This window comes from Mucilaginibacter sp. SMC90 (assembly GCF_022811725.1).
Classification (GTDB): domain Bacteria; phylum Bacteroidota; class Bacteroidia; order Sphingobacteriales; family Sphingobacteriaceae; genus Mucilaginibacter.
Map to the genome: position 1 here is coordinate 2,271,054 of NZ_CP094527.1, position 13,225 is coordinate 2,284,278.

Below are 13,225 nucleotides of genomic sequence, written 5' to 3' on the forward strand. Positions count from 1 at the left end.
AACGTGCATGGGACGCATCAATTCATTAGTTAAGAAAAGGATTGTCAGGAAGATCTCGTCGCGAATTTGGAACAGTGTAGGCTAATTAACCAATCTAATAAACAACGTAAAAATCGCTTGGTAGGAATAGGGAAAACTTATAGTGGCTTCAATTAATTAAACTCACATTGGATTCATGTCTGATGTAAATTTATTATCTGCGTTTTGACATATGATTAGAATTTTGAGTGATAAAATACTTTTAAAAATTCGGAATGAAAAGCCGGTGCGGAATCCCGCACCGATAAGATTAACAGCAAGAGCTTCCGTGAGAAATCACTATTGAGATTGAATCAGAAGCCATTTTACTGTTTCTGATAGCACTGTTTTTAAAACCATACAACTTGCGTGAAGCCGATACCCTGTTTGTTTTTTTTTGCTTTACCATTTTAATTTTTACTCGTTAACCGCAGCTGAATTGCTTTGGTGACCTAAAGGTACTATCAACCCGTAACCATAAACAAATCTATTTCGTGTACTATTATTTTTTTGGCGTAAGCTATAACTACACAGGCGTGAACTTATGAACGACATTAAAATGGAGCCATTTAAAATCTATAAATTTCCGGAAGTCGCTAAGCATCTGCTGATTTTATTATGGATTATTGGACTTCAGATCCTACTCATGATATGCGACCATATCCACCCCTCTTTCAGGGGAGACTTGCATTTTCTGCTTCAAATTATTGCTTATTTTATCTTATACTATTGGGCTGTTCCGCCATTTTTTAGCCGAAAGACCACAAAGAAAGGTGTATTAAGATTAATTATTTTGATCCTTTTGTATGGCAGCATAAGGAGCCTCAATAGCTTCCATGGTGGAAGTGCCATCGAATTTCTGTATTTCATTGTGTCCTTCAATCAGGCGATGTATTCACTGGCCAATTTAACCCTTCTGATAGGATTAAATTTTTTACTTGGGCTTTTCAGATATAACGAACAACTCAAACAGAACTACATCGAGGCATTGGAAGGCAAAATTCTGGCTGAAACAGAAAAATCAAAAATTGAAAGCATCGTTACACAAATGCGGCTCAGCCCACACCTTCTGTTTAATACCTTAAATTATATTAAAGAAAAAGCAGACGGGGTTATTCCCGAAATTGTCCTGGCTGTAGGGCTATTTTCCGGTATTATAAGACATGCCATGACCGATATACTTAGGACCCAAACGGTATTGCTTTCAGAGGAAATCGAAAAAATCAAAAATCAGATCGAGCTTCATTACTTATTGGCTAACAGAAACGTCTTTATTGACTTTAAAGAGGAACTCGATGATTCTATCGAAGGTGCAACAATTCCACCCTCAACGCTTCTAACGTTTATTGAAAACATATTCAGGTATGGTATTGTCAAAGACCCTGACTTCCGACCTTGTATCAGCGTGCACATGGCCATGCGGCAATTCACATTCAGTACATTTAATTATAAGAGGCTTAACCCACATCCGGGAACAGGGATGGGTATAAGAAGCGTTGGCAGTACATTGGGCTATTACTTTCCTGCATCACATGAGCTACATATTGAAGACACTAAAGAAACCTTCCGGTTAACCTTAAAGATTCAGATGTGAGCCTAAGAGTATTAATTGTTGACGATGAACTGCATGGTGTGAATGCTGCCGCAAAAATGGTTAGGATGATCCCTGACCTTAAGCTGGTTGCTAAATTAACAAGCCCAATGGAGGCTTTGAATTTAATTAGTTCCGGAAAACTACATGTTGATATTATCCTACTGGACATAGGCATGGAAGAACTACCTGGTGATGAGTTTGCTCGAATTATTGGCGCCCGAGCTGTCGTTATTTTCATTACCGGATTTACGGACTACGCTTTAAAAGCATTCCGCCTGGATGCAGTGGATTATCTTGTAAAGCCATTAAATGCGGGGGACTTTATGGATGCAATTAATAAAGCGAGGCAAAAACTTCGTGCACTAAATAGGATAGCCATATTCGGGCATGAGCAGAAAAGTATTTTTATTAAAGTTAGCCCGACCAGCATTGTTGAATTTGCGCTAAATGACCTGAAATATATTGAATCTGATGACAAGGTGGTTTACCTGCATTTGGTATCAAAAGAAAAACCTGTAATGATCATGCGTAAACTTGGCTATATGGAAGATACGCTACCAAAAGATATTTTCCTTAGGATACATCAATCTTACATAGTCAATATGACCTTTGTAAAGGCGATATCCGGAAATAAACTTTTATTTAAAGACGGCAAAGATAACCTTGAGATAGGTTCAACCTACATGCAAATAGTTTATTCCATGTTTTAAGTATTCAAAAAATCATAGCACTTTTTTGTTGCAGGAAAAAGCGTTTTTTTCTATCCATACGATACAGTTCGTAAATAACAAATTCGTGTAAACGCTGATTTGCGTTAAATAGCCTGTTGATGTGCATATGCATAAGGTCAACCAATAATTTAGGTCTGTCATGAACGGGGCAAATGTCAAGGATTCCGACCATTGATTTTTGCAAATCCAGATGTAGCCGTAAAGCATTTTTCGACAAATCAGGAACTGGTTGCCGTACAAAGTCTTTGTACATTAAATTAATCTTTTTCAAGCTCTCCTTATTTAACCGGTGCTCTGATTTTAAACTCCCGGAAACTATTTTAATGATCACATTGATATCCTTTGTGGCAATGACCTGACTTTCGTAGACATGATCTAAGATAGCCATGCTAAGCCGGTATTTTGCAAAATCAGGAAGCATGTTTTTAAGCATGTTTAAAACAAAGATGCTGTCTTTATGAAAATGGCCTTCTACCTTTTGCATAAGCTGCCCGGAATACCGGTGTACTTCTTTTTTATAAGTACAAAGCCTGATATCGTTAACTTTACCCGTTTCAAGATCGTCACTTAATAGCGCTGTAAGCCTATTTACAATGTCATATCCATTGGAGGGGTCTTTAAGTTGTAAACGCAACCTGATGTGGTCGCCATTTTCGTTGTACCGGATAAAGAACCACTTTAAAAAGGAAGCCTTATGTAATTGTAGGTATTTACTGATTTTAGTGGTCAATAATTCATCTGCATGTACGGGCGTACCATAGATTTCGAAATAAAGCCAATCTTTGCCAGGAGCCACCCATTGTTTTTTTTCGAGTTTATAGGATTGTGTAATAATTGATGGTAATGCCCCGGCAATCTGATTTTTGTGGGTCAGCGTAATAATGAGCTGAGGTAAAAGAGGCTGATTGCCTGAATTGTAAAAAGCCGCTTTTTTCGGTAGATAGGCTTCTTCAATATAAACTTCTTGTTCCTGTCCCAATAACGAAAGTAGTATGCTTACGTCCTGCTTCTGGTGAATATCGAGAAAAAGCATCATGTCACTTTTGCCGGCCTTAATGTATCGACAGGATACGTTTGCCGCTAAATAACGTAATAATTTCTCGTATTTATCCTCCCATGATTCGGTTCCCATTAGTAAATTTTGTTTAAGCAACCATATCGCGGGGGCAACAATAATGTTTTTAAATTGGATACGCGGGTAAAAGGATAAACCTGAAACATATTCGGATGGCCTGAAAAGGAGATTGCCCTGAAATCCCTGTGATTGTATATCCATTAAAAGGCGGAACAATGGCAAATCAGAGCGCCTATAATTATATGCAGATGCAAACCTCGGAACCACTCTCTTATCAAGCGATCTGGACCGGAGTATAACTTCTCCCTGTTGAACACTTATAAATAGGTCATTTGCACAGAGTGGAACGTCTGATGTATCATAATTGAGGATATTAAATTGATAGTCGTAAAAGGATGGCCGCCGGTTAATATTGTCAACGCGGTCTTCTTTGGTATAACCTACATCGAAAAATAATACGCACGGATTACTATCCTGTTCGAGTGAGGCCACTTCTTTGCAATGTTCGTAAATAGGCCGGATGCTTCCTGCAAAACGGCCTAATAGTGCATTTGCCGTTATCCCACCTAATGATTGAAGCATGATTTCATCATCCACAGGGACACATATTGCTTGTATACTGTTCGGCAACAAAACTTCTCTTGTTGGTTCTTTAGTGTTTATTTCCTCTAAATCGATATGTCCTTTGTTCAGTGTTTTTTCTACAATGAGTTTATAAATCACATCTTTGAAGTTTCCATTGACGGCTGGATTGTCCTTAATATTTGTTTGTGGCAAAAGTTCAATGATCCGATTTTCGTCCATATGTGATTCCATATCGCCATATCCAACACCCGCTTCCGGATCGAGCGCAATCATCAGGGGAATTTCCGCTAATTCAAATTTTTTTATAAACCGGTTCTTAAATTCTGATAGTTCATTGTTTTTACCTACATCAAGTATTTGCTGCATTTTCAAAACCAACTCAGGCAGGTGTCGAAAGTTCTTTTGATCCAATTGTCCTGATAAGGAATTGCTTTCTGAAATAAGATATTGCTTATTATCTTTAGCAGTTTGCAAACCCATCCTCGAAAAGAAATCCTGACCTATAATATTTACATGATTGGAAGTAATGAGCAGTTGAATGTCCAACAAGTCTTCCAGGTACTCAATTAACATTTTCGGGTTAATATTCAATAATCCGGAAAGCTCTTCGAAGCTCCGGGGAGAAGTACAGCTGTCTAAAATATTGATGATGGTTTTATCAAACTTTACAGCGGAGATATGAAAATCGCTCCCTGACTTCTGGATAAAACGGATTTCTGCCCCCACAATATAAAAAGTAGTGTTCGCAAAAAATAAAACATTGCATTCAATCTGTTTTTTCAACGGTATATGCATCGCTGGTCGAACGGACCAGTCTGCATATGAATGTATTTTAAAGCTGTCCTTTAAAATAATAGCTGCACTATTATTCCAACTCATGGAGGTAACGCCTACACCTGAAAAATGGGCAAAAGGCGTACTCCTGTAAGTAGCCCTGATGTAATATTTCCTTGCCGTGAGTTGTATTTTGGGGTCACTGTTCATTAATTCTGCAAAACTCATTGTCGCGACGATCCCGAAAAACTCCGGGGAAGAGGTTTTGATACATTCTTTTAAAGCATCCCAATTCTCTGCCATAGATTGCTGATAGGAAAATCGTGGAACCCTGAAAATTACGGTTGGATGTAAAACTGGCTTGATCATTACTTTTGTTAGATCTCCTAACATCGGCAATAATGAAAAATGGTAAAAATAAATGTCGTATACTATCTGTTTTTTGGCGTAAGCCCGCTATTTGATTGCGTATACTTAAAATTCAGGGCTTCCAACATTACTATTCAGCTTCGTTTTCAATGTCCGCTTTATAAAAAAGGCGTGTTTGAACACGGATCATATGGATTGATTAACAGCGAATTCGCCTACATTTATGTGTGTTGCTTTTATAACATACAGCTAAAATAATATTAAAGTTATTTTAAAATAGTATTGCATTTCATTTATAATGGTGATTCACGCTTTACCTTTACCACGACCAAAATTTAACAGGTAGTAAATGAATCCTTAAATCTTGCACTCCTAAAATACTTCGCGTCCTAATGAAGTACTTCGGCTGCAAATTATCCTGCTTCAGCCTTTTATGACCCTTTTTCATGAATCCCTATCTCAAAAGTGCCTTTATTTTTGTCCTGTTCGATTGCAATTAGAACTGGATTAAAGCTTAACATTTATCAAGAGAAGAAAGACTTATGAAAAAATTTACAACTGAGCTTTTGGCCCGGATGCGTTTGGAACTACAACAGATCAGTGTAGGTACAGACGATAATCTTCAAATTGCAGAGCAATCTTATAATACCGTGGGTGCGCACATGCAGAAGCTAAAGGAATTTATATTAGACTATCAGTTTAAAAGCGCCGAAGAAGAAATTGAGTTTTTTAAGGAGATCAAACCCATGTTTCAAAAGGAGCTGATCTATTTTGATGAACTTCTCGCGTTAGAAAGTGATAAACCACTTGGGAGCCGTAAAAAGTTAAAGAACTATTACTCTGAATGCCTGGTTGCCGTTGAACATTTCTTTGCCCGCAACCATCATCTTTATAATTATTACCGGACGGGAAAGGTCCATTCCGATGAAAGTTATTTTTTAAGAAATGGTAACGATACAGGACAACAACCCGTATATGCCCATGACCTTGACCGTAACTTTTCTACACCTTACAGCATCACCTTTAGTAAATTACAGGCATACGAGCAGCTTCGGGAATTTTTACTACGTGCAATAGAATTTAAGGAATCAGACCGGATAAGCGAACCGAGGAAAAAACAGACAAATATCACATGGACTGATTCAAATGCCGCCTTTATAGAACTGATGTTGGGCATCTATACCAAAGGCTCTATAAATTTTGGTCAGATTGCCTTCCTGAAATTCCTTTCTGCTGCCGAAGTCTTTTTCAACATCCGTGTTGGCAATCCCTTTCCTGTTATCAATAGCTTTGGCATACGCAAAAAAGGAAGGACACCCTATGTGGATGGTGTAAAACAATCCCTCGAAGATAAGTTCGACGAAAAAGATGAATAAAAATCATAATTGCAAATAAGAATTTTTAGGAGCTACTTGTGTTTAAAATAATTGATAGCATGACATTTGTCAAAATCCCATAAGGGCATTCGTTCATTGAAATTTAATGCTCTATGTTTATGGTATCATCAATTAGAATTTTTATGGAGCATTTTTCAGACAAACAACTGGCTAAGCTTTTAAAAATCCCGATTAGCGATTTCAGGATGCTAAAACACGGCCCACTTTTAGAAGATCAGAGTGAACAAGGAGCTATTTTAGGCTACTTTATGCACATCAGCCCCGAAAATGCCCCGCAACTACTTGGGAAGATTGCATTAGGACAAACGAACTTTTTGTGGTTCAGCGCCCTTACCATCAAACGTCTACTCGACAAGGAGAAAAAGCCTTTGCGAAAAGTAGTTTAAATCAGACCATCCATTTTAAAACAGACACGGCCTCCCATATGGGGGCCGTTTTTTTGTTTTACGGGTATAGCCGCAAATAGAAATTTTGCATGGTTCAATTTGCCGAATTTGCATCGGGGGTATCCATTAACTAAATCTTTGAGAAAAAAAGCGGCTAAACTATTTTTATAACGTTTCATAACGTTATAGTTTTTTTCAGGAAAATTCCTTAAACGTTTTCTATCCCTTCTCTTTCCCCAACTTCTTCATAATCAATAAGGATCAACATAGCAGGTACTTTCGACTGCTTCCATTGCCCTCAAAATTTACCTCGGACTTAACAAAAAATATTTTTTATAACCTTACTGGTAGTATAGAAAGCAGCAGTTAAATCCACCCCACATTTGCTTCAGAAACAAAGGGAAACGGTTTCCCGGAAGATTAAACAATTAAAAACGAAAAGCAATGTTGAAAGGAATTACCTGGGGCCAGTACCTGATAGCAGCAGTAGCAATTATGCTCTTATGGTACGCAATCATCGCAGTACTCTATTACAGAAAAGAGATCAAGGCAATCTTTAAAGGTAAACTCAAACTGCCGGTGAAAAAAGAAAAACCGGAAGCCCTAACAGAAGAACGGGAAGAAGCCTATACCGATCCGGGTGAGGCGTTCGATGAACTGGAATCCATAGCAGAAGACATAAAAATATCCATACTGGAAAAGGCAGGCAAAGTGGCCGGCAAAGAAGAGCTTTTGGGGAAGCTCAAAGAACGACTGGCAAACTATGGCGGGTTACGCCAGCCTGCCTTCCGTATGGCTATGAATAATTTTATCATACAGCATTCAGAGGATATCTGCGGGGTTGCCTTTAGTGAACACGAACTCGACGAAGCATGGCAGGCGATAGCCCACTAAATTACCGGCCGGTGCAGGTTGTTTTGAATGATACAGTGATTGAAGGAAGCACCGGCCATATTTCCCGCCCCCTGTCCTGACAGGCGGGGAGGCCGGAAATAAACAGATTAAATACCGTGGGTGCCGTGAGTGGGCGATCGGATGTGGATGGAAGGCACCCATCGGTATTTACTTACCTGATTAGGAACAATAAAACATAGTGGAGATGAGAAAAGTGAAGTTGGGGATTGAAAGACTATCCCGCAGGGCAAAATATGCCCTTATGTTAACGGCTGCCATAGGTATTTCAACCTATTGCAAAGCCCAGGATGGCAATAGCGGCATTACGGCTGCAACAACGCAGGTACGCAGCTATTTTTCAACCGGCACAACGCTGATGTACGCCGTAGGCGCACTCGTGGGTTTGATCGGAGCGGTAAAGGTGTACCAGAAATGGAATGCGGGCGAACCGGATACGAGTAAAGTTGCCGCCGCCTGGTTTGGTAGCTGTATTTTCCTTGTAGTCGTGGCAGCAGTTTTAAAAGGCTTTTTCGGTTCCTGATATGGGCATGGAAAAGTACATGGGCTACCGCGCAAAAGCCGGGCAGCAGCAGATTCAAAAGGAACTGCCTACTATTAACATTGATGGCACCTTATTTCTGGTAGATATTGACAAGCATGAGTTCCGGCAGGTAGATAATCCCTTTAACCGCATGAGCCTGGGTGATGTGCAGGAAGAAATGGGCTTTTCCCATTTCCTCTATGATACGACAACTAAAAATAAGTATCTGGGCAATTACGGGCCTGGAGATTCGATACCGGAACATGTACGTATCGTTCTCGTGCCACCCTTAAAGGATCTTGACCCCATTGGGCTTGCAAGGCGGCAAGGATTACCAGCCACTGAGCAAAGTGAACGCGCGAAGCAAGTGCAAAGCCTGACCACGTTGGCCCCCAAAACGAAAGCAGATCGCAGTAAAAACAGCAGGAAAAGATTATAAAACTCAAAATGGAAAGAGCTATGTACAATCTACTGATGGAAAAGCTACGCGCTTATATCCACGAAAACAACCCGGAACTCTTAGATGACCTTACTTCTCAGTGTAGGTGGTCAACATACCTCGAAGATAAGGTGAGCAAAGTAATGCCGACTGTCTGCCGCTTGCTTGGGGAAGATAAGCCAAGCTACGCTATCGAGGAACTTGCCATGAACGAACTTACCGCTGATCTAAAGCCATCACGGTATAATTTCTTGTCAAGGGTCGTAAAAGAGGACTTTCCAACGGAGCATGAAAGCCTTTGCAGGCGTGGTGTGATGCGCTATGAGACGATCAAACTCATAACGCTTTGCAAGGATGCGTTTGAAGCCTTTTCCTTTTCTGCTGAAAATGAAAATAACCCTTTGCTGCGCCACACCATCATTGTAAAAATCCATGAACATTTTAATTAAGCAGTATGGCAGGCAGTGTATATCAGATCAATAAAGGCATTAACCGCAGCATAGAGTTTAAGGGTCTCAAAGCTCAGTACATCTGGTACCTGGGTGGCGGGCTGCTTTGCCTGCTCATCCTCTTTGCAGTGATGTACATCCTTGGAGTGAGCCAGTACATCTGTATGGGCATTGTCCTCTTGTCCGGTTCCGGCCTGGTGTACAAGATATATGGCATGAGCAACAGGTACGGCGAACATGGCCTTATGAAAGAGCTGGCAAAACGCAGCGTACCCAAACTGATAAAGACCAATAGCAGAAAGGTTTTTATAAAACCGGAGCAATCAAAACAACAGTAATTCACCCCTAAAGAACAGTAAAGCATGGAAAAGTGGATGGACGATACACTACCGATTCTCGGCATCGAACACGATTGTATTTTAAGTAAGCAGGGTGATATTACCCTTGCCTATAAAGTTACCTTACCTGAGCTATTTTCACTTTCCGACAGTGACTACGAGGCCTTCCATCAGGCATGGGTAAAGGCTATCAAGGTACTGCCCAAACATTCGGTATTGCATAAGCAGGATTGGTTTATCGACAGCAAATACCAACCGGATTTTAAAAAAGCAGGCGATAGCTTTTTATCGCGCAGCAGTGAACGGTTCTTTAATGAAAGGCCTTACCTCGACCATAGTTGCTATATATTCCTTACCAAAAAACCCGCAGGCAGGAAGGCCGCCACATCTTTGTTTTCCAACCTGCTCCGCAAAAACATCGTACCAGAGCAAACGCTCAGCAGCACACAATTACAGGATTTCATCGACTGCTGCGGCCAGTTCCGCCAGATCATGGAAGACAGCGGATTTATAAAGATGGAACGACTAAAAGAAGATGACCTTTACAGTCACAGGCGCAAGATGGGCCTGATTGAAAGGTATTGCTTCCTTGCAGAAGAAACCGATAATTTCATCATAAAGGATATAGCCTTTCAAGGCAGCGATATTAAAGTCGGCGGGCAGCACTGCCAGCTTTTTACTTTGGGCGATGCTGCTGACCTTCCGGCCTTATGCGGCTCCAGGATCAACTACGATAAGTACAGCACCGATAAGGCAAAGTTCAGTATCGGTTTTGCTTCCACGCTTGGTCAGTTGCTTCCCTGCAACCATATCTATAACCAGTATATTTTTACCGACGATGCACAAAAGACCCTGCAAAAGCTTGAAAGCAAAAGGCTGCGCCTGAACTCACTTTCTGCCTATAGCCGCGAAAACAGTATTGCCCGCGATGCGACTAATGATTTTTTAAATGAAGCAATCGGTGAGCAGCACCAACCGGTAAAGGCGCACTTTAATATCCTGGTCTGGACGTCGGAAAAAGAGCAGCTCAAAGACTTAAAGAATCAGGTCAGTTCAGCCCTTGCGCAGATGGACGCTGTTGCCAAACAGGAAACTTCGGGCGCCGCTCAAATTTTTTGGGCAGGCATCCCCGGCAATGCTGCGGACTTTCCGATGAATGATACTTTCGATACCTTTTCCGGCCAGGGTGCCTGCTTCTTTAACCTGGAAACAGGCTACCGCAGTTCCCTTAGCCCGGTAGGTATCCGTTTGGGCGACCGCCTGACCGGCAAACCCGTCCATGTGGATATTTCAGATGAGCCGATGCAGCTTGGCATCTGTACCAACCGCAACAAATTTATTCTTGGCCCATCCGGTAGCGGCAAATCCTTTTTTACAAACCACATGGTAAGGAGCTACTATGAACAGGGGACACATATCGTTCTGGTCGATGTAGGCCATAGCTATAAAGGCTTATGCGATATGGTGGGCGGTTATTATTTTACCTATGAGGAAAATAACCCCATAAAATTTAACCCGTTTTTCATTGGTGAAGGCGACAGCCTCGACACAGAAAAAAAGGAAAGCATCAAAACATTGTTGCTGGCGCTCTGGAAAAAAGACGACGAAGAATTTAAGCGCAGCGAATACGTGGCTTTATCGAACGTGATAACGATGTATTTTGAAAAACTCGAAAGGGACGATTCCATATTTCCATGCTTTGATACCTTCTATGAGTTCCTAAAAGATGATTTTGTATCCGTCCTGAAACTCGATAACGTAAAGGAGAAGGACTTTGACATCAATAATTTTTTATACGTCCTGCGCCCATACTACAAAGGGGGCGAATTTGATTATTTACTAAACGCACATGAAAATCTTAACCTGCTTACTGAAAGGTTTATTGTTTTTGAGCTGGATAATATTAAGGGCCATCAGACGCTCTTTCCGGTGGTAACCATTATCATCATGTCCGTATTCATCAACAAGATGCGCAAGCTAAACGGGGTTCGTAAAATGATCCTGATTGAAGAAGCTTGGAAAGCGTTGATGAAGGAAGGGTTTGCCGAATACATCAAGTACCTGTTTAAGACGGTCCGCAAGTTTTTTGGTGAGGCTATTGTCGTAACGCAGGAAATTGAGGATATTATCAGCTCACAGGTGGTTAAGCAGGCTATTGTAAATAACAGCGATTGTAAGATACTGCTTGACCAGCGCAAATACCAGAACAAATTTGATTCCATCCAGGAACTCCTTGGCCTGACCGATAAGGAAAAGGCAATGGTGCTTTCCGTCAATAAGGCAAACGATCCCTTCCGAAGGTACAAGGAAGTATTCATTTCATTAGGTGGTATGCTCAGCAAGGTTTACCGTACCGAAGTATCCCCCGAAGAATATTACGCCTATACCACGGAGCAAAGCGAAAAGGTAAAGGTGGCCGAGTACGCCAAACGTTTTGGCAGCATTGAAAAAGGCATTGCGGCCCTGTTGGATGACCAGAAAATAAAAAACACTTCCCGTTAATCATTTCATTTCACAACCCGCCATCCCTCATTTATGGCGGTGGCAACCAAAAAAAATCGGTAATGAATAAATACACGCAAAAGATAAAACAATGGGTAGCAGCTGCCGGCCTTTTCCTTTTACGGGTGGGCGAAAGCCTCCAACTGATCGAGCGGGTTTATGAAAAGCCATGGCCAGGCGATACCGCTAAAGGCGGCTACACCATGATTGCGCTCACCATTGGTGATTATGGAGGCTATTACAGGGTTTTGCAGCAATACTTTCTTAAAGGCGCTTTACAAAGGGAGTATAGTTGGCTTGCAAGGTTTGACCCAAAGACCGGTAACCGGCTCAGGGAAATCGGCGGTACGCGCAGCATCCTTTTTGATACTGCCAACAGATCGGTGTATTTCGAAAGTGTTTCCGCAACAGGCGAAGCCATAGTAGAAGTTTATAAAGCATCCCAAATAAGACAATCATGAAAAAGATAGCAGCCATCCTAATATTTTTTTGCGGCACACTGCTTTACAGCCAGAAGGCACATGCCCAGCTTTTCATTTTGGAGATCATCAAAGCGGCCATTAAAAAAGTAATCGTTGCAGTGGACCTTGAAATACAAAGGGAACAAAACAAGGTGATCTGGTTGCAGGATGCACAAAAGACACTGGAAAATACCATGTCAAAACTAAAGCTAAATGACATCTCACAGTGGGCGCAAAAGCAAAAAGACCTTTATGCAAATTACTTTGACGAGCTGCAAAAGGTAAAAACCATCATCAGCCTTTATGAACGGGTAAAGGATATTACCACCAAAGAGCAGCAGCTTATCAAAAATTATAATACGGCCTGGGCGACCGTCCAATCCGATCATCATTTTACGGCGTCTGAAATCCAATATATGGGTTCGGTTTACAGTGGCATCATTACCGAAACAGCCAGCAACGTGGAACAGCTCACGATGGTGATCAGCTCCTTTAAAACACAGATGAGCGATCAAAAGCGGCTGGAGATCATTAACGCGGTAGATAAAAAGGTAGACGGCAACTGCACCGACCTTGCAAGGTTCACGCAGCAAAACGCCCTGCTCAGCCTCCAACGCGCCCATGATTCCAATGAAATAGCAACCGTAAAGAAAATGTATGGCATCCAATAAT

The 13,225-nt window shown here is 41.3% G+C and carries 13 protein-coding genes; 12 read left to right on the forward strand and 1 reads right to left on the reverse strand.

Annotation, left to right across the window (positions count from 1 at the left end; all coding sequences use genetic code 11):
• Window positions 1–562 precede the first annotated feature (562 nt).
• Window positions 563–1,612, forward strand: coding sequence for a histidine kinase (locus MTO98_RS09635; RefSeq protein ID WP_243486444.1), 1,050 nt, complete (start codon window positions 563–565; stop codon window positions 1,610–1,612).
• Window positions 1,609–2,322: a LytTR family DNA-binding domain-containing protein gene (locus MTO98_RS09640; RefSeq protein WP_243486445.1), complete on the forward strand. Its 714-nt coding sequence runs from the start codon at window positions 1,609–1,611 to the stop codon at window positions 2,320–2,322. Before MTO98_RS09635 ends, MTO98_RS09640 begins: the two co-directional genes overlap by 4 nt.
• A gap of 4 nt (window positions 2,323–2,326) precedes the next feature.
• On the opposite strand, the gene MTO98_RS09645 is transcribed toward MTO98_RS09640, so the two are convergent.
• The gene (locus MTO98_RS09645) at window positions 2,327–5,080 is read right to left on the reverse strand and encodes a lantibiotic dehydratase (RefSeq protein ID WP_243486446.1); all 2,754 of its coding nucleotides are present in this window, start codon (window positions 5,078–5,080) and stop codon (window positions 2,327–2,329) included.
• A gap of 608 nt (window positions 5,081–5,688) precedes the next feature.
• Here MTO98_RS09645 and MTO98_RS09650 point away from each other — a divergent pair.
• From MTO98_RS09650 to MTO98_RS09695, 10 genes are all read left to right on the forward strand, one after another.
• Entirely contained in the window at window positions 5,689–6,522 is an 834-nt protein-coding gene (locus MTO98_RS09650) for an RteC domain-containing protein (RefSeq protein ID WP_243486447.1), read from the forward strand.
• Window positions 6,523–6,665: 143 nt separating this feature from the next.
• Window positions 6,666–6,929 carry a hypothetical protein gene (locus MTO98_RS09655; RefSeq protein ID WP_243486448.1) on the forward strand — a complete coding sequence of 88 codons (264 nt, stop codon included), beginning with the start codon at window positions 6,666–6,668 and terminating at the stop codon, window positions 6,927–6,929.
• A gap of 444 nt (window positions 6,930–7,373) precedes the next feature.
• Window positions 7,374–7,823, forward strand: coding sequence for a hypothetical protein (locus MTO98_RS09660; RefSeq protein WP_243486449.1), 450 nt, complete (start codon window positions 7,374–7,376; stop codon window positions 7,821–7,823).
• A 262-nt stretch (window positions 7,824–8,085) separates the two neighbouring features.
• A complete protein-coding gene (locus MTO98_RS09665) occupies window positions 8,086–8,364 on the forward strand; it encodes a DUF4134 domain-containing protein (RefSeq protein WP_243487922.1) in 279 nt (92 codons plus the stop codon).
• A 7-nt stretch (window positions 8,365–8,371) separates the two neighbouring features.
• Complete coding sequence (locus tag MTO98_RS09670; RefSeq protein WP_243486450.1) at window positions 8,372–8,803, forward strand: hypothetical protein; 432 nt, start codon at window positions 8,372–8,374, stop codon at window positions 8,801–8,803.
• Window positions 8,804–8,811: 8 nt separating this feature from the next.
• A complete protein-coding gene (locus MTO98_RS09675) occupies window positions 8,812–9,252 on the forward strand; it encodes a DUF1896 family protein (RefSeq protein ID WP_243486451.1) in 441 nt (146 codons plus the stop codon).
• 5 nt (window positions 9,253–9,257) lie between these two features.
• Window positions 9,258–9,590: a DUF4133 domain-containing protein gene (locus MTO98_RS09680; RefSeq protein ID WP_243486452.1), complete on the forward strand. Its 333-nt coding sequence runs from the start codon at window positions 9,258–9,260 to the stop codon at window positions 9,588–9,590.
• Window positions 9,591–9,614: 24 nt separating this feature from the next.
• Window positions 9,615–12,092, forward strand: coding sequence for a TraG family conjugative transposon ATPase (locus MTO98_RS09685; protein ID WP_243486453.1), 2,478 nt, complete (start codon window positions 9,615–9,617; stop codon window positions 12,090–12,092).
• Between the two features lie 62 nt (window positions 12,093–12,154).
• Window positions 12,155–12,553, forward strand: a complete 399-nt coding sequence (locus MTO98_RS09690) for a hypothetical protein (protein ID WP_243486454.1) — start codon at window positions 12,155–12,157, stop codon at window positions 12,551–12,553.
• Window positions 12,550–13,224, forward strand: a complete 675-nt coding sequence (locus MTO98_RS09695) for a conjugal transfer protein TraI (protein WP_243486455.1) — start codon at window positions 12,550–12,552, stop codon at window positions 13,222–13,224. Before MTO98_RS09690 ends, MTO98_RS09695 begins: the two co-directional genes overlap by 4 nt.
• Window position 13,225: the final 1 nt, after the last annotated feature.

What these genes read in the sequence shown, in the direction of transcription:
- MTO98_RS09695 (WP_243486455.1), top strand. Translation starts at nt 12,550, where the DNA reads ATGAAAAAGATAGCAGCCATCCTAATATTTTTTTGCGGCACACTGCTT.
- MTO98_RS09645 (WP_243486446.1), bottom strand. Translation starts at nt 5,080, where the DNA reads ATGGCAGAGAATTGGGATGCTTTAAAAGAATGTATCAAAACCTCTTCC.
- MTO98_RS09650 (WP_243486447.1), top strand. Translation starts at nt 5,689, where the DNA reads ATGAAAAAATTTACAACTGAGCTTTTGGCCCGGATGCGTTTGGAACTA.
- MTO98_RS09635 (WP_243486444.1), top strand. Translation starts at nt 563, where the DNA reads ATGAACGACATTAAAATGGAGCCATTTAAAATCTATAAATTTCCGGAA.
- MTO98_RS09670 (WP_243486450.1), top strand. Translation starts at nt 8,372, where the DNA reads ATGGAAAAGTACATGGGCTACCGCGCAAAAGCCGGGCAGCAGCAGATT.
- MTO98_RS09655 (WP_243486448.1), top strand. Translation starts at nt 6,666, where the DNA reads ATGGAGCATTTTTCAGACAAACAACTGGCTAAGCTTTTAAAAATCCCG.
- MTO98_RS09685 (WP_243486453.1), top strand. Translation starts at nt 9,615, where the DNA reads ATGGAAAAGTGGATGGACGATACACTACCGATTCTCGGCATCGAACAC.
- MTO98_RS09690 (WP_243486454.1), top strand. Translation starts at nt 12,155, where the DNA reads ATGAATAAATACACGCAAAAGATAAAACAATGGGTAGCAGCTGCCGGC.
- MTO98_RS09675 (WP_243486451.1), top strand. Translation starts at nt 8,812, where the DNA reads ATGGAAAGAGCTATGTACAATCTACTGATGGAAAAGCTACGCGCTTAT.
- MTO98_RS09680 (WP_243486452.1), top strand. Translation starts at nt 9,258, where the DNA reads ATGGCAGGCAGTGTATATCAGATCAATAAAGGCATTAACCGCAGCATA.
- MTO98_RS09665 (WP_243487922.1), top strand. Translation starts at nt 8,086, where the DNA reads ATGTTAACGGCTGCCATAGGTATTTCAACCTATTGCAAAGCCCAGGAT.
- MTO98_RS09660 (WP_243486449.1), top strand. Translation starts at nt 7,374, where the DNA reads ATGTTGAAAGGAATTACCTGGGGCCAGTACCTGATAGCAGCAGTAGCA.